Origin of the sequence: Methylosinus sp. (genome assembly GCF_036560965.1) — a bacterium.
Classification (GTDB): Bacteria; Pseudomonadota; Alphaproteobacteria; order Rhizobiales; family Beijerinckiaceae; genus Methylosinus.
The window spans coordinates 45,447-59,734 of record NZ_DATBQF010000069.1 but is presented as its reverse complement, the minus strand read 5'-3'; the positions used below and the strand labels follow the sequence as shown (position 1 = coordinate 59,734).

The 14,288-nt window shown below is 65.4% G+C and carries 16 protein-coding genes; 2 read left to right on the top strand and 14 right to left on the bottom strand.

Features of this window, described 5'->3' with window-relative positions; genetic code table 11:
• Positions 1 to 103: 103 nt before the first annotated feature.
• Positions 104 to 1,231 (top strand): GGDEF domain-containing protein, encoded by a 1,128-nt coding sequence (locus VIF40_RS17780; RefSeq protein WP_331938848.1) that lies wholly within the window; start codon positions 104 to 106, stop codon positions 1,229 to 1,231.
• Between the two features lie 59 nt (positions 1,232 to 1,290).
• On the opposite strand, the gene ureG is transcribed toward VIF40_RS17780, so the two are convergent.
• The 14 genes from ureG to VIF40_RS17710 all read right to left on the bottom strand — a co-directional run bounded on the left by ureG (position 1,291) and on the right by VIF40_RS17710 (position 13,772).
• Positions 1,291 to 1,908: an urease accessory protein UreG gene (gene ureG, locus VIF40_RS17775; protein ID WP_331938847.1), complete on the bottom strand. Its 618-nt coding sequence runs from the start codon at positions 1,906 to 1,908 to the stop codon at positions 1,291 to 1,293.
• Positions 1,905 to 2,435, bottom strand: coding sequence for a HupE/UreJ family protein (locus VIF40_RS17770; protein ID WP_331938846.1), 531 nt, complete (start codon positions 2,433 to 2,435; stop codon positions 1,905 to 1,907). The genes ureG and VIF40_RS17770 overlap by 4 nt, the downstream gene beginning before the upstream one ends.
• Positions 2,436 to 2,503: 68 nt before the next feature.
• Positions 2,504 to 3,208, bottom strand: coding sequence for an urease accessory protein UreF (locus VIF40_RS17765; protein WP_331938845.1), 705 nt, complete (start codon positions 3,206 to 3,208; stop codon positions 2,504 to 2,506).
• Positions 3,177 to 3,683 (bottom strand): urease accessory protein UreE, encoded by a 507-nt coding sequence (locus VIF40_RS17760; protein ID WP_331938844.1) that lies wholly within the window; start codon positions 3,681 to 3,683, stop codon positions 3,177 to 3,179. Before VIF40_RS17760 ends, VIF40_RS17765 begins: the two co-directional genes overlap by 32 nt.
• A gap of 10 nt (positions 3,684 to 3,693) precedes the next feature.
• Positions 3,694 to 5,406 (bottom strand): urease subunit alpha, encoded by a 1,713-nt coding sequence (ureC, locus tag VIF40_RS17755; protein ID WP_331938843.1) that lies wholly within the window; start codon positions 5,404 to 5,406, stop codon positions 3,694 to 3,696.
• Positions 5,396 to 5,719 carry an urease subunit beta gene (locus VIF40_RS17750; protein WP_331938842.1) on the bottom strand — a complete coding sequence of 108 codons (324 nt, stop codon included), beginning with the start codon at positions 5,717 to 5,719 and terminating at the stop codon, positions 5,396 to 5,398. Before VIF40_RS17750 ends, ureC begins: the two co-directional genes overlap by 11 nt.
• Positions 5,716 to 6,018 carry an urease subunit gamma gene (locus tag VIF40_RS17745; protein ID WP_331938841.1) on the bottom strand — a complete coding sequence of 101 codons (303 nt, stop codon included), beginning with the start codon at positions 6,016 to 6,018 and terminating at the stop codon, positions 5,716 to 5,718. The genes VIF40_RS17750 and VIF40_RS17745 overlap by 4 nt, the downstream gene beginning before the upstream one ends.
• Positions 6,019 to 6,112: 94 nt before the next feature.
• A complete protein-coding gene (locus VIF40_RS17740; RefSeq protein ID WP_331938840.1) occupies positions 6,113 to 6,856 on the bottom strand; it encodes an urease accessory protein UreD in 744 nt (247 codons plus the stop codon).
• 65 nt (positions 6,857 to 6,921) lie between these two features.
• Positions 6,922 to 7,620 carry an urea ABC transporter ATP-binding subunit UrtE gene (urtE, locus tag VIF40_RS17735; RefSeq protein ID WP_331938839.1) on the bottom strand — a complete coding sequence of 233 codons (699 nt, stop codon included), beginning with the start codon at positions 7,618 to 7,620 and terminating at the stop codon, positions 6,922 to 6,924.
• Positions 7,621 to 7,624: 4 nt separating this feature from the next.
• A complete protein-coding gene (gene urtD / locus VIF40_RS17730; protein ID WP_331938838.1) occupies positions 7,625 to 8,386 on the bottom strand; it encodes an urea ABC transporter ATP-binding protein UrtD in 762 nt (253 codons plus the stop codon).
• Positions 8,383 to 9,504, bottom strand: coding sequence for an urea ABC transporter permease subunit UrtC (urtC, locus tag VIF40_RS17725; RefSeq protein ID WP_331938837.1), 1,122 nt, complete (start codon positions 9,502 to 9,504; stop codon positions 8,383 to 8,385). The genes urtD and urtC overlap by 4 nt, the downstream gene beginning before the upstream one ends.
• Before the next feature lie 10 nt (positions 9,505 to 9,514).
• Positions 9,515 to 11,089, bottom strand: a complete 1,575-nt coding sequence (gene urtB / locus VIF40_RS17720) for an urea ABC transporter permease subunit UrtB (protein ID WP_331938959.1) — start codon at positions 11,087 to 11,089, stop codon at positions 9,515 to 9,517.
• A gap of 70 nt (positions 11,090 to 11,159) precedes the next feature.
• Positions 11,160 to 12,434 (bottom strand): urea ABC transporter substrate-binding protein, encoded by a 1,275-nt coding sequence (urtA, locus tag VIF40_RS17715; RefSeq protein ID WP_331938836.1) that lies wholly within the window; start codon positions 12,432 to 12,434, stop codon positions 11,160 to 11,162.
• Positions 12,435 to 12,575: 141 nt separating this feature from the next.
• Positions 12,576 to 13,772 carry a hypothetical protein gene (locus tag VIF40_RS17710; RefSeq protein WP_331938835.1) on the bottom strand — a complete coding sequence of 399 codons (1,197 nt, stop codon included), beginning with the start codon at positions 13,770 to 13,772 and terminating at the stop codon, positions 12,576 to 12,578.
• Positions 13,773 to 13,943: 171 nt separating this feature from the next.
• Here VIF40_RS17710 and VIF40_RS17705 point away from each other — a divergent pair, with 171 nt between their 5' ends.
• Positions 13,944 to 14,285, top strand: a complete 342-nt coding sequence (locus tag VIF40_RS17705) for a hypothetical protein (RefSeq protein WP_331938834.1) — start codon at positions 13,944 to 13,946, stop codon at positions 14,283 to 14,285.
• Positions 14,286 to 14,288: the final 3 nt, after the last annotated feature.

Genomic DNA, 14,288 nt, shown 5'->3' with positions numbered 1-14,288 from the left:
GCAGGTCGTTTCAACAGCGCTTTCTTTTCGACCGCCTCGCTCGAATACGTCGCTTGTTTTCGCGGTGGAGACGGTCGGAAAGTTTCATCCGGATCGTGTGACTATGGCGGATTGTCTCCCGACGTTGCTGCTGATGCACTCCTGCATGTTCGCGATTCTCGGCGCCTTTCTCTATCTCGTCTGGCGCGAAGATCGGGAGGCCGCGGAATATCGCTGGTGGTGCGCGGCCCAGCTCGCGATCAGCGCCGGCGTCGGTCTGCTGTCGTTGCGCGGCTCCTACCCGCTTCTGGCGATCGGACTGGGCAATGCGCTCACCCTTTGGGGCATCGGGCTCGTCTGGGGCGGGGCGCGCGTGTTCAGCGGCCGGCCCGTGGATATGCGGCTGGTGCTGGCGGGCGGCGTGATCTGGCTTTTGTTCTTCTCCTCGAGCGTCGATTCCGTCCGCATCGTCGATCGCTGCGCGATGTCGGCGGTCTACGCTTTCCTGCTCGCCGACGAGTTCGCCTCGTTGCGCCGGCGCCGGACCTGGACCCAGCAGGCGACGATCACGCTCGCCGCCGCGCATGCTGTTTTCGGGGCCTTTATCGCGGCTCTCGTGGTGCTGTCGATGGCGCGCGGCGGCGCGTTCGATCCGCGGCCCTTCGTCTTCGCGGTCTCGCTGGAGGGGCTGGGCTACGGCGTGCTGCTCGGCTTCGCGCTGCTGGCGGTGACGAAAGAGAGCGCCGTGGAGCGGCAGAAGTCCATGGCGGCGACCGACCCTCTGACCGGCCTCTCCAACCGGCGCAGCTTCGATCAAAACGCCGATAGCGTGATTCGCAATTCGCGCGACCAAGGCGATTCCGCTCTGCTCATCTTCGATCTCGATCGGTTGAAGGCGATCAACGACAGCTTCGGCCATTCGATGGGCGATCGCGCCCTGACGACCTTCGGCGAGGTGGCGGCCAAGAGCATTCGCAACGAGGATTTTCTGGCGCGCATCGGCGGCGACGAATTCGCGCTTCTGCTGACGCGCGTCGACAGCGTGCGGGCGGTCGCTGTGGCCGAGCGCATTCGTTCCGCCTATGGCGCGGCGGCCGCAGCGCTCGGCGACGGACTCGCGTCCGTCAGCGTCGGCATCGCGCTCTCTGGACATGAGACGCCCGATCTCTCCGCGCTGAAGGAGGAGGCCGACAAGGCGCTCTATGTCGCCAAATCCGGCGGCCGCAATCAGGTTTTCGTCGCCCAGCGATAATCCCGCGCAGGGCTGGCCGTCTCCCGTCGGAGCGCCTTCCGCTCGGCGCCTCGCGCCCATCAGACGAGCCCGCCCATGCGCTCGATGAAGGCGGCGATCGTGTCGAGGCCGACATTCTCCTTCAGATTGGCGAAGACGAAGGGCCGTTCGCCGCGCATGCGGCGGGCGTCGCGATCCATCACCTCGAGCGAGGCGCCGACGAGCGGCGCGAGGTCGATCTTGTTTATGATGAGCAGATCGGAGCGTGTGATGCCGGGGCCGCCCTTGCGCGGAATCTTGTCGCCGGCCGAGACGTCGATGACATAGAGCGTGATGTCGGCGAGCTCGGGGCTGAAGGTGGCGGCGAGATTGTCGCCGCCGCTCTCGATGAGGATCAGATCGAGATCGGGGAATTTGCGGTTCATCTCGGCGACCGCCGCCAGATTGGCGGAGGCGTCCTCGCGGATCGCCGTATGCGGGCAGCCGCCGGTCTCGACGCCGACGATACGCTCAGGCGCGAGCGCGCCGGAGCGCGTGAGAAATTCGGCGTCCTCTTTCGTGTAGATGTCGTTGGTGATGGCGGCGAGGCGATATTTGTCGCGCAGCGCTTTGCAGAGCCGGTCCATCAGCGCCGTCTTGCCGGAGCCGACCGGGCCGCCGACGCCGACGCGCAAGGGGCCATTGGGCGAGCGCGTCATGAGCGGCGCGCCCTTTTCGATGCGACGAGCGACGAAAGCCGCGCCGAGGGTCGATTCAACCGCGCGACGGCGAAAGCGCAGGCGAAGCCGAGCGCGTGGCCGAAGCTCGTCGCGACAATCAGCCCCCCGAGAAAGGCGACGCCGTCCCCATCCTGCGGCGCGTCCGCGCCATGGGCGAGACCATGGATCAAGCCAAAAGCGCCGATCGCGGCGAGGGCGAGGAGCTTGCGTCCCTCGAGCCGCGTCGTGAGCATCACGCCGAGGATGATCATGGAGTTGAAGGTCAGCGCCTGCAACAGGTTCGGAGGAACGTCGAGCGCGCCGAGCGTGGCGCCGAAGGCCATGAAGGAAACGAAGGCGAGCGGCGCCGCGAAAGCCGCGCGGCCGGGAAAGCGCGCGGCGATGGCGCCGACGGCGATCATGGCGGCGAGGTGATCGAGCCCGCCGAAAGGGTGCTCGAGGCCGAAGGCGAAGCCATGGGTCGCGCCGACGCCCGTATGAGCATAGGCCGGAGCGGCGCCGAGCAAGAGGAGCGTCGCGAATGCGCGCGCCGCCCGTCTCCTAGCGCTATGATCGCGATCTCTCGTTTGAAGGGTCATGAGCGGAACAGCCTCGTATATTGCGTTTCGTGACGCATGGACGCGAGGTCTATGCGCAGGGCTGAGGTGGAGAGCGCGTCGAGCGGCGTCTCTTGCGCGGCGCGCGCGGCGCTCTTGACGATGGGGGCGAGCGCGGCGAGCGCCAGCAGTCCGTCGGTCTGGCCGAGCGGGATCAGCCGCACGCCGGCGGAGACGAGATTGGCGGCGAAGCCCTGCGCATAGGCGATGAGCGCGGCGTCGAGCGGCGCGCCTATCGTCGCCGCGCCGACAGCGACGGGGAACGCGATCTCGCCGCTGCGCCGTTCGGCCAGCGCGTCGAGCGGTGTCCCAGGAAAAGCGGCGCATGTGGCGCGCGCAAAGGCGGCGCCCTGATGGCGCGCTTCGAGCGCCGTTTCCGCGCTGCCGCGCCAAGCCGCGGCGAGATCGGCGATTTCATCCAGCGCTGTTGCGTCACCCGCCCGCGCGGCGCGCCAGGCGGCCGCGAGAAAGACCAGATCGCACCAGCCGCCGCCCGTCTCGAGCGCCGTGCGGACATAGGCCTCGAGGCCGCCGCGGTCGCAGACGTCGCCGGTCTCGACGGACCATTCCAGCCCATGGCTGAAGGCGAAGCCGCCGACCGGATAGGCCGGCGACATCCATGTCAGCAGCGGCAGCAGCCAGTCGCGCGGCTCATCCATGGCGACGCCCATGCTCGTGGTCATGCTCGTGGCCATGCTCGTGCTCATGATGGTCGTGATCATGCGACGCATGACCGCCATAGGCGCCGCCTTCCGGATTGAAAGGCAATGCGCGCCGCGTTGCGACGCCGCCGAGTCCCGCAATCATTTCGGCGATGACCGCGTCGTCGCGAATAACCAGCCGATCGGCGAAAATCTGTATCGCGAGATGGCGATTGCCGAGATGATAGGCGAGGCGCGCGAGCCCCGCCGTCCCCGCCTCGATTTCCAGAACCGGCTCCGGTTTGGCGACGACGCGGATCACCGAGCCGTCCTCGAGCGCGAGCCCGTCGCCTTCGCCGAGTCGCGCGGCTTCGGCGAGATCGAGCAGGAAAGCCTCGCCCTGATCGCTGATCAGGCTGCGGCGCCGACGATGGCGCTCGTCCCAATCGAGAGTCGCGGTTCCGCGCTCTCGGTCTTTGTCCCAGCCCCCCGCAGGAAGAACATTCCCCGCACGCATCTTTGTCTCCTCAGAACAGGAAATAGCGTTGCGCCATCGGCAGGACCGTCGCCGGCTCGCAGGTCAGCAGCTCGCCGTCGGCGCGCACTTCGTAAGTCTGCGCATCGACCTCTATCTTCGGCGTCGCGTCATTGAGGATCATGCTGCGTTTGGAAATGCCGCCGCGCGTGTTGGTCACCACATGCAGCGGCCGTTCGAGCCCATATTTCTGCGCGACGGACGCCTCGCGCGCGGCGCGGCTGACGAAGGTGACGCAGCTCTGCGTGAGGCTGCGGCCGAAGCCTGCGAACATCGGCCGATAATGCACGGGCTGCGGCGTGGGGATGGAGGCGTTGGGATCGCCCATCGCCGCCATCGCAATGCTGCCGCCCTTCAATATGAGATCCGGCTTCACGCCGAAGAAAGCCGGCGACCACAGCACGAGATCGGCGAGCTTGCCGGCCTCGATCGAGCCGACGAGATCGGCGATTCCGTGAGCGATTGCGGGGTTGATCGTATATTTCGCCACATAGCGGCGGGCGCGGAAATTATCGTTGCCGGCACCGTCGCCTGCGAGCTTGCCGCGCTGGCGGCGCATCTTGTCAGCCGTCTGCCAGCAGCGGATGACGACCTCGCCGACGCGCCCCATCGCCTGGCTGTCGGAGGAATACATCGACAGCGCGCCGAGATCATGGAGAATATCCTCCGCCGCAATCGTCTCCTTGCGAATGCGGCTCTCGGCGAAGGCGATATCCTCCGGGATCTTCGGATCGAGATGATGGCAGACGAGCAGCATGTCGAGATGCTCGTCGAGCGTGTTGATCGTGTAGGGCCGCGTCGGATTGGTGGAGGAGGGGAGCACATTGGGCTCGCCCGCCACTTTGATGATATCCGGCGCATGACCGCCGCCGGCGCCCTCCGTATGAAAGGCGTGAATGGTGCGGCCCTTGAAGGCGGCGATCGTCGCCTCGACGAAGCCGCTCTCATTCAGCGTGTCGCTGTGCAGCGTGACCTGCACGTCATAGTCGTCGGCGACGCTCAGCGCGCAATCGATCGCCGCCGGGCTCGAGCCCCAATCCTCATGCAGCTTCAGGCCGATCGCGCCGGCCTCGATCATCTCGACCAGCGCGCGCGGCTGGCTGGCGTTGCCCTTGCCGAAGAAACCGAGATTGACCGGCAATCCTTCCGCCGCCTGCATCATTCGCTTCAAATGCCAGGGGCCGGGCGTGCAAGTCGTCGCCTTCGTCCCTTCCGCCGGGCCCGTGCCGCCGCCGAGCATCGTCGTGACGCCGCTCGCCAGCGCCTCCTCGCACTGCTGCGGGCAGATGAAATGAATATGCGTGTCGATGCCGCCGGCGGTGACGATGCGGCCTTCGCCGGCGATGATCTCCGTGCCCGGCCCGATGATGATGTCGACGCCGGGCTGCACATCGGGATTGCCGGCCTTGCCGATGCGCGCGATGCGCCCATTGACGATGCCGATATCGGCTTTGACGATGCCCCAATGATCGAGGATCACGGCGTTGGTGATGACGGTGTCGACCGCGCCTTCCGCATTGGAGCGCTGGCTCTGGCCCATTCCGTCGCGGATCACCTTGCCGCCGCCGAATTTCACCTCCTCGCCATAGAGGGTGCAATCGCGCTCGATCTCGATCAGCAGCTCCGTATCGGCGAGACGAATGCGATCGCCCGTCGTCGGCCCGAACATTCCGGCATAGGCACGCCGGGAAATCTTATTCGCCATCGCGCGCCTCCAGAGGTCCCATCACCGCGCCATTGAATCCATAGACCGCGCGCTCTCCGGCATAAGGAACGAGCGTGACGATGCGCGTCTGTCCCGGCTCGAAGCGCACGGCCGAGCCGGCGGGAATGTCGAGCCGCATGCCGCGCGCCTTGGCGCGATCGAATTGCAGCGCGCTATTGGTCTCGCCGAAATGATAATGCGAGCCGACCTGGATCGGCCGATCGCCTGTGTTGGCGACTGCGAGCGAAATGGTGGCGCGCCCTTCATTGAGGGTGATCTCGCCCTCGGCGGGAATGATCTCGCCCGGAATCATCGGATCGGCTCGTGAACGGTGACTAGCTTCACGCCATCCGGGAAGGTCGCCTCGACCTGCACCGCCTCGATCATTTCGGCCACGCCCTCCATCACCTGCTCGCGCGTCAGCACGCTGGCCCCTCGAGTGCGCAGCTCCGCCACCGAACGTCCGTCGCGCGCGCCTTCGACGACGAAATCGGTGATGAGCGCGATCGCCTCCGGATAGTTGAGCTTGGCGCCGCGCTCGAGGCGCCGGCGCGCCACCATCGCCGCGACGGCGACGAGCAGCTTGTCTTTTTCGCGCGGCGTCAGATGCATTCCGCCATCTCCCCCTCTCGAGCGAGCCTGAAGGCTCGCGGTCCAATCGCACGCTCGGACCACGAGCCTTCTGGCTCGCCCCGGCGCGTCTTCTTTAGTTCAGCCACAGACGCGGCGCGACGCCGCGTCCGCCGGTCGCCTCTGGTCGCAACGCGGCCAGCGTATCGATTACCGCGCCACGCAGCCGCGCCGCGTCGCTATCGAGAAAACGCAGCAGCAGAACGCCATTGACGAGCGTCGCCGCGCCTTGCGCGAGGTCGCGCGCGCGCGGCAGAAGAGCCGAAGCATGCGGCCCCGCGACGACGATCGTCGCATAGCCGGCGGCCTCGCCGAGGCCGAAGCGCTCGGCGCGTCGCGCGCCTATGTCGCCCGCGAGGCCGATGGCGTCCGCCCACGCCGGCTTGCCGTCGATGCGCAGCATCCAGGCGTCGCGCAGCGCGCCATGGTTCAACCATTCGCCGCTCGCGCGCCGGCCGAAGAGGATCGTCTCGACGCCGAGGAAGCGCGCATTCGGCGAAAGATCGATCTCGATGCGCCGACGTAGGCGCGCGCCGTCGAAGAGGATCGTCTCCTGCGGCAGCCATTCGAGTCGCGCGCCTTCGCCGCAGCGAAGATGCGCGACGATCTCGGCGTCCTCGCCGCTGGAGCGATAGATTTTCTCGGCCGCCGGAGTGGTGATCGTCAGAGCGGCGTCGGCTTCGACGTCGATGTCCAGCCGATAGCGATCGCCGCCGACGACGCCGCCGCCGGTGTTGACGATGGCCGCCTCGGGCGCCTCCTCCGGCTCGACCGCCGGAAACAGCGCCCTCAGCGGCGCCTCCTGCGTCAGATGTCGCAACCGGCTCGCTCCCCGAACATGCGCAAAGCGCAATTCTATGCGGCCCCTCGCGCGCTGAGGGCCGTTCACAACGCCACGAATTCCCTGATGTTGTCCTTGTCCATATCGGCTCCGAGACCTTGCTTGACGATCTGCCCGCGCGACATGACCATATAATGGTCGGCGAGCTCGCGGCCGAAGTCATAATATTGCTCGACGAGCAGAATGGCGAGGTCGCCGCGCCGGCTCAAGCGTTTTATCACCTCGCCGATCAGCTTTATGATGGACGGCTGTATGCCTTCCGTCGGCTCGTCGAGGATGATTAGCTTGGGATCGGCGACGAGCGCCCGAGCAATGGCGAGCTGCTGCTGCTGGCCGCCGGAGAGATCGCCGCCACGCCGCCGCAGCATCTCCTTCAACACCGGAAACATGTCGTAGATTTCGCTCGGCACGGAGGAGGCCTTGCGGGCGGGCTTCACCGCCATGCCCATCAGCAGATTCTCCTCCACCGTGAGGCGCGGGAAAATCTCGCGGCCCTGCGGCACATAGGCGACGCCGCGCGCGGCGCGCTGATTGGGCGACAGCTTCGATATCTCCTCGCCATTGAAGCGAATGGCGCCGCTGCGGATCGGCGTGACGCCCATTATGCTGCGCAGCAGCGTCGTCTTGCCGACGCCATTGCGCCCGAGCAGCACGGTGCAGGCGCCTTTGGGCGCGGTGAAGGACACATCGCGCAGAATATGGCTGCTGCCGTAATATTGATGGAGGCCGCTGATTTCGAGCATGATCCTAGCGCCCCAGATAGACTTCGATGACGCGCTCGTCGCTCTGCACATCGGAGAGCGGCCCTTCGGCGAGCACGGCGCCCTCGTGCAGCACCGTCACCTTGCGCGCGATGGCGCCGACGAAATCCATATCATGCTCCACCACCATGATCGAATGGCTGCCGGCGAGCGACAGGAGCAGCTCCGCGGTGCGCTTCGTCTCGTGATCGGTCATGCCGGCGACCGGCTCGTCGAGCAGCAATAGCAACGGGCGCTGCGCGAGCAGCATGCCGATCTCGAGCCATTGCTTCTGCCCATGCGAGAGCAGGCCGGCGCGCGACTTGGCCTTGTCGGCGAGCTCGACCAGCTCCAGCAATTCGCCGATGCGGTCGATCTGCTCTCCGGTGAGGCGGCCGAGCAGCGAGGCCCGAACGCTCTTGTCGGCCTTTATCGCGAGCTCGAGATTTTCGAACACGGTCAAATGCTCGAACACTGTCGGCTTCTGGAATTTGCGGCCGATGCCGGCGGCGGCGATCTGCGGCTCGTTCATTTTGGTGAGATCGAGCGAGCGGCCGAAATAGACGGTTCCCGTATCCGGCCGCGTCTTGCCGGTGATGACGTCCATCATCGTCGTCTTGCCGGCGCCATTGGGTCCGATGACGCAGCGCAGCTCGCCGACGTCGATCGACAGGGAGAGGCCGCGCAGCGCGCGGAAGCCGTCGAAAGTGACCTGCACATCGTCGAGATAGAGCGCGACGCCGCTCGAAAGCTCCTGCTCGCCGATCATCGCGCGCGCTCCTTGCGGAAGGCGGCCAATGTGTCGAAGAGCCCGATGACGCCCCTGGGCAGCAGCAGCGTGACGAGCACGAAGAGGAGCCCTAAGAAGAACAGCCAATATTCGGGAATGGCGGCGGTGAAGAAGCTCTTCGCGCCATTGACGAGGAATGCGCCGATGAGCGGGCCGATCAGCGTGCCACGCCCGCCGACCGCCGCCCATATGGCGATCTCGATCGAGGCCGCGGGCGACATTTCGCTCGGATTGATGATGCCGACCTGCGGCACATAGAGCGCGCCGGCGAGCCCGCAGATCGCCGCCGAGAAGGTCCAGATCGCGAGCTTGTAGGCGAGCGTGTCATAGCCGCAGAACATCACCCGGCTCTCGGCCTCGCGGATCGCCGTGAGCACGCGGCCGAATTTGCTGGTGACGAGAAAGCGCGAGACGAGCAGCAGAGCCAGAAGGCAGGCGCCGGTCAGCGTGAACAGGATCATGCGCGTCGTCGGCGTGGCCAGCGGATAGTCCAATATGCGCTTGAAATCGGTGAAGCCGTTATTGCCGCCGAAGCCGGTCTCATTGCGGAAGAACAGCAGCATCATCGCATAGGTGAGCGCCTGCGTGATGATGGAGAAATAGACGCCCTTTATGCGCGAGCGAAAGGCGAAGAAGCCGAAGACGAAGGCAAGGCCGGCAGGCGCGAGAATGGCGAGCGCGGCGGAGTAGGCGAAATGGTCGGTGAAGCTCCAGAACCAGGGATAGGCCTTCCAATCGAGGAAGACCATGAAGTCCGGCAGGTCGGAATGATAGCTGCCGTCCTGGCCGATCTGACGCATCAGATACATGCCGAAGGCATAGCCGCCGAGCGCGAAGAAAATGCCATGGCCGAGGCTGAGGATTCCGGCATAGCCCCAGACGAGATCCATGGCGAGCGCCAGCATGGCGTAGCAGAAAAATTTGCCGACGAGCGCGACGGAGGCGTCGGAGAGGTGGAGAAATGAGCTCTCCTGCGCGACGAGATTGGCGAGCGGCGCGGCGACGAATATGGCGAGCGCAGCGACGCAGAAGGCGATCCAGCCGCGCGCGTCGAAGAGCCGCGTGGCGAGCGATGGGGCAGGGGGGATGTAGAGCATCGTTCGAGACTCAATCGGCCTGTCGGCCGCCGAGCGCGAACAGGCCCTGCGGACGCTTCTGAATGAAGACGACGATGAAGATCAAAAGAGCGATCTCCGCGAGAACGGCGCCGGACATATTTTCCAGAATCTTGCCGGCGACGCCCAATCCGAGCGCCGCATAGACGGCGCCCGCGAGCTGGCCGACGCCGCCGAGCACCACCACCATGAAGCTGTCGACGATATAATGCTGGCCGAGATCCGGTCCGACATTGCCGACCTGCGACAGCGCGACGCCGGCGAGCCCGGCGAGGCCGGAGCCGAGCGCGAAGGCCATTGTGTCGATGCGCGAGGAATCGACGCCGACGCAGCGCGCCATGCCGCGATTTTGCGTCACCGCGCGCACGAAGAGGCCGAGACGCGTGCGCGCCAGCAGATAGGAGACGAGCAGCAGCACGCCGACGGAGAAGACAATGATGACGATGCGATTGTAGGGCAGCTCGAGATTATCGGTGACGAAGACGCGCCCCGACATCCATGCGGGATTTTCCACCTGCACATTCTGCGCGCCGAAAAGGCTGCGCACCGCTTGCATCAAGATGAGGCTGACGCCCCAGGTGGCGAGCAGGGTCTCGAGCGCGCGGCCATAGAGAAAGCGGATCACCGTGCGCTCTATCGCGACGCCGACGAGAGCGGCGACGATGAAAGCGGCGGGCGCCGCAGCGGCGAGATACCATTGGAAATAATCGGGCAGATGCGCGCGGAAGAGATTTTGCACGACATAGGTCGCATAGGCGCCGATCATCATCATCTCGCCATGCGCCATGTTGATCACGCCCATCAGCCCGTAGGTGATGGCGAGGCCGAGCGCGGCGAGCAGCAATATGCTGCCGAGGCTCAGTCCCGAGAAGACGACGCCGAGATTTTCGCCGACGGCGAGGCTCGACTCCACATTGCGCAGCGAGCGCGTCAGCGCCACGCGCAGCTCGCCGTCCTCCTCCGTTGCGAGGCGCGTCTTCAGCGCCTCGCGCACGCGGCCGGAAATGGTGGTGCGCAGCGCCTGCGCGGCGGAGAGGCGCAGCGCGCGGTCGGGGCTTTGCAGCTCGCCGAGCGCGCGCATCTGGCGCAGCGTGTCGCGCACGCCGGCGTCGCGCTCCTTCTGCTCGGCCTTGGCCAGCAGCGCGAGGCGGGGCTCGTCGAATTCGGCGTTCTGTAGACGTTTCACCGCCTCGAGACGAAGCGCGCGATCGGGCGACGCGAGCTCGAGCAGAGCGATCGTCTCCTCGATCGCGAGACGCAGGCTATTGCTCGTCGACACGTCCTCGGCGTCGGCGGGACGCTCGGCGGGCGTCCGGTCGAGCGCGTCGACGACTTTGTCGCCGTCGACGATCAGCGCGGCGTCGCCGGCGAGCTTCACGCGATCGGCGAGCAGATCTCTGAGAAAAGGGATGGCGGAAAGATCGCCTTGCGCGGCGGCGGCGTCGAGCGCCTTGCGCTGCTCGTCCGGATCGCCGCCGGTCAATTGGGCGATTCCCCCGCGGTCGAGCGCCATGGCCGGCGCCGCGGACATCGCCAGCAGCATGAGGCCGGCGAGCAGTCTGAGCATACGCAAATTTCAACGCTCCATTCGCTGCCGCATTCGGGCGGCCCGATCGTCGGGCCGCCCGTCTTGTTCGTCAATGCGTATCCGGCTCGTCCTTTTTCTTGTCATTGCCGGGAATGAAGGGGCTCCAGGGCTGCGCCCGCACGGGGCCCGGCGTCTTCCACACGACATTGAACTGGCCGTCCGCCTTCACCTCGCCGATGAACACCGGCTTGTGGAGATGGTGGTTCTTCGCATCCATCTCGGCGGTGAAGCCCGACGGCGCCTCGAACTTCTGACCGCCGACGGCGGCGATCACCTTGTCGACATCGGTCGTCTTGGCTTTTTCGACCGCCTGCTTCCAAATATTGACGCCGATATAGGTGGCCTCCATCGGATCATTGGTGAGCGGCTTGTCGGCGTTGGCGATCGCATGGGCCTTGGCGTAGGCGGCCCATTTCTTCTTGAACTCCGTATTGGCGGGGTTCTTCAGCGACATGAAATAATTCCACGCCGCGAGATGGCCGACCAGCGGCTTGGTGTCGACGCCGCGCAGCTCCTCCTCGCCGACGGAGAAGGCGACGACCGGTACCTCGGTCGCCTTGAGCCCGGCGTTGCCGAGCTCCTTGTAGAAGGGCACATTGGAGTCGCCGTTGATCGTCGAGACGACCGCCGTCTTGCCGCCGGAGGCGAATTTCTTGATATTGGCGACGATGGTCTGATAGTCGCTGTGACCGAAGGGCGTGTATTCCTCCATTATTTCGGCGTCGGCGACGCCTTTGGAATGGAGGAAGGCGCGCAGGATCTTGTTCGTCGTGCGCGGATAGACGTAATCGGTGCCGAGCAGCACGAAGCGCTTGGCCCCGCCGCCCGCCTTGCTCATCAGATATTCGACCGCGGGAATGGCCTGCTGGTTGGGCGCCGCGCCCGTGTAGAAGACGTTCTTCTCGAGCTCCTCGCCCTCATATTGCACCGGATAGAACAGAAGCCCGTTCAGCTCCTTGAACACCGGCAGCACGGATTTGCGCGACACCGAGGTCCAGCAGCCGAAGACGACGGCGACCTTGTCGGCGGCGAGCAGCTGGCGCGCCTTCTCGGCGAACAGCGGCCAATTGGACGCCGGATCGATGACGACGGGCTCGAGCTTGCGGCCGAGAACGCCGCCCTTGGCGTTGATCTCCTCGATCGCCATCAACGCCGTGTCCTTGAGCACGGTTTCGCTGATGGCCATCGTGCCCGACAGAGAATGCAGAATGCCGACCTTGATCGGTCCTTTGTCATCCGCGCTCGCGGGGACGAGCGCGCTCGACGCCAACAGGGCGCCCGCGGCGATCATGCCGAGGCTCTTTACCAGAACTCTACGTTTCATACGTTTCTCTCCCACATCGAAGCATTGAGCGCGTTCCGATCGAACGGAATCGGTCGATCGATCAGAATTCGCTCCAACCAAAGAAGGCGAGAGAGCGCCATCCGATCCTGTCGGGTGGCGCTCTCTCGCGTCGCGCCGCGGTCAGAATTGGACCTGAAGGCCGAGGATGAATTTGTCGACGTCCTTGCGCGCGGTGAACTGATTGATCGCGTAATTGGCGGTGATGCGGAGATCATGGCCGTTGATCACATAGGTGACGCCCATGTCGTATTGGCGCTCCACTGTCGTGGCGAGCGTGTCGCGGAACTGCTGGTAGCGGAAATAAGGCTGCAGCTTGCCCCAGCCGATCGTGAACGGCGTGAGGTAGCCGGCGCCGAGCATGAAGGCCTCGCCGGGGCGAATGCCGCCGACGAGATCGGTCGAGCGCGCATTGTTGAAAGTGGTCGCCACATCGGTCACGCCTTGCGTGTAGTACCGATAATAAGCGCCTTCGAAGGTCGCCACGCCGAATTCGCCGAGCTTCTTCTCGAACAGCAGATCGGCGTTCCAGGCGGTGAAGTCGCCGCGGCGGAACTGGGTGCCGACGCCGTCCTGCTGATGCTGCACGGCGAAGCCGAGCGCCAGAATGTCGGCGGAGCCGTAATAGGTGCTGCCGGTGTAATAGGCCGGGGCCGGATCGGGATCGAGGAAATTATAGGTCACGCGGCCGGCGAACAGCGGATTTCCCGAGATGTTCGACGCGCCGACGATATCGTTGTGGCCGCTATAGGCGCCGAAGACATAGACGAGGCGCTTGTCGAACAATTTGCCCCAGACGGCGCCGCCGTCGAGGCGGCCGGCGGCGCGCCCCGGATAGCGCGAGACGACGCCGGGATAGGACCAGCCGAGCAGATAATACGGCCCGTCGAGATTGGCGCGGTCGCTCGGCGGCAGCATGCGGCCGCCCCAGACGTTGATCTCGTCCATCGGCTCGAATTGCCCGATGCCGTCGATAATCTGCATCGAATTATTATTGTCGATCTGCGTGTTGAATGTGGCTTTCAGATATTGGTTGAACGAGGCGGAGGAGAATACGCGGAAGCTCTCGAGGTCGACGCGGTCGGGATTGGTTCCGGCGGCATGATTGCGGGTGACGTCGCTGAAGAAGGGCCGCAGGCCGAAGCCGACGCTGACCCATTGATCGTCGTCGCCCAACGGAATCACCACACGCGCTTGCGCCGCCTGTTCCCCCAGCAGGCAGCAGACCGCCAAGGCCATGATCGGCGCAGCCTTGGCCGTCAGCTTGGACCGACTGCGCGTCGCGACTCGCGCGGTAGGTGCTTCGTGGGATTGGTTCATCTGTCCCCCTCGTATCGTCCGCCGGCGATTCGCGCCGGTTTCGTCACGTCAAGCACTAGTCGCGTGAGCCCTAGGTAGGAATACGCTGAAATGCGTATTGCTCCGTTTGCGTCTTATCGTCGAATAGCGCATGAGCCGGCCGAGATTCGCCGGCGCGGGGGAGTGACGCGAATGCGCAAATCGACGGCATTGGAGATTTTCGGACTGACCGCGGGAGCGCTGGCTCTCGTCGTCGCGGTCGGACAAGCGAACGCATCGTCGAAGAGCTCGAAGGGCGCCAAGCCGGTCGCGGCTGTCGCCCAGCAGCGTTACGCCGTCGACATGTGGTGGAACATCGGCGGGGACATGGGCGGCCTGAGAAAAGCCACGGACGCCTGCGTCAAGAAGCTCGGCGAGGCCGAGCGGCCGACCCTGGTGTCGCCGCCGCCCTCGACGACGATTCTGACCAAGCCCATGCTAGACTGTCTCGAGGCCGAGGGTTGGCGGCCTGCGGGAGAGCCTCGGCCGGTCTGATCG

Excerpts from the sequence above, each read along its gene's own strand:
- urtB (WP_331938959.1), bottom strand. The coding sequence starts at position 11,089 with ATGCTCAGACTGCTCGCCGGCCTCATGCTGCTGGCGATGTCCGCGGCG.
- ureG (WP_331938847.1), bottom strand. The coding sequence starts at position 1,908 with ATGACGCGCTCGCCCAATGGCCCCTTGCGCGTCGGCGTCGGCGGCCCG.
- ureC (WP_331938843.1), bottom strand. The coding sequence starts at position 5,406 with ATGGCGAATAAGATTTCCCGGCGTGCCTATGCCGGAATGTTCGGGCCG.
- VIF40_RS17760 (WP_331938844.1), bottom strand. The coding sequence starts at position 3,683 with ATGCGTGCGGGGAATGTTCTTCCTGCGGGGGGCTGGGACAAAGACCGA.
- urtD (WP_331938838.1), bottom strand. The coding sequence starts at position 8,386 with ATGATCGGCGAGCAGGAGCTTTCGAGCGGCGTCGCGCTCTATCTCGAC.
- VIF40_RS17780 (WP_331938848.1), top strand. The coding sequence starts at position 104 with ATGGCGGATTGTCTCCCGACGTTGCTGCTGATGCACTCCTGCATGTTC.
- urtC (WP_331938837.1), bottom strand. The coding sequence starts at position 9,504 with ATGCTCTACATCCCCCCTGCCCCATCGCTCGCCACGCGGCTCTTCGAC.
- VIF40_RS17705 (WP_331938834.1), top strand. The coding sequence starts at position 13,944 with ATGCGCAAATCGACGGCATTGGAGATTTTCGGACTGACCGCGGGAGCG.
- VIF40_RS17765 (WP_331938845.1), bottom strand. The coding sequence starts at position 3,208 with ATGACCACGAGCATGGGCGTCGCCATGGATGAGCCGCGCGACTGGCTG.
- VIF40_RS17750 (WP_331938842.1), bottom strand. The coding sequence starts at position 5,719 with ATGATTCCGGGCGAGATCATTCCCGCCGAGGGCGAGATCACCCTCAAT.
- urtE (WP_331938839.1), bottom strand. The coding sequence starts at position 7,620 with ATGCTCGAAATCAGCGGCCTCCATCAATATTACGGCAGCAGCCATATT.
- VIF40_RS17710 (WP_331938835.1), bottom strand. The coding sequence starts at position 13,772 with ATGAACCAATCCCACGAAGCACCTACCGCGCGAGTCGCGACGCGCAGT.
- VIF40_RS17745 (WP_331938841.1), bottom strand. The coding sequence starts at position 6,018 with ATGCATCTGACGCCGCGCGAAAAAGACAAGCTGCTCGTCGCCGTCGCG.
- urtA (WP_331938836.1), bottom strand. The coding sequence starts at position 12,434 with ATGAAACGTAGAGTTCTGGTAAAGAGCCTCGGCATGATCGCCGCGGGC.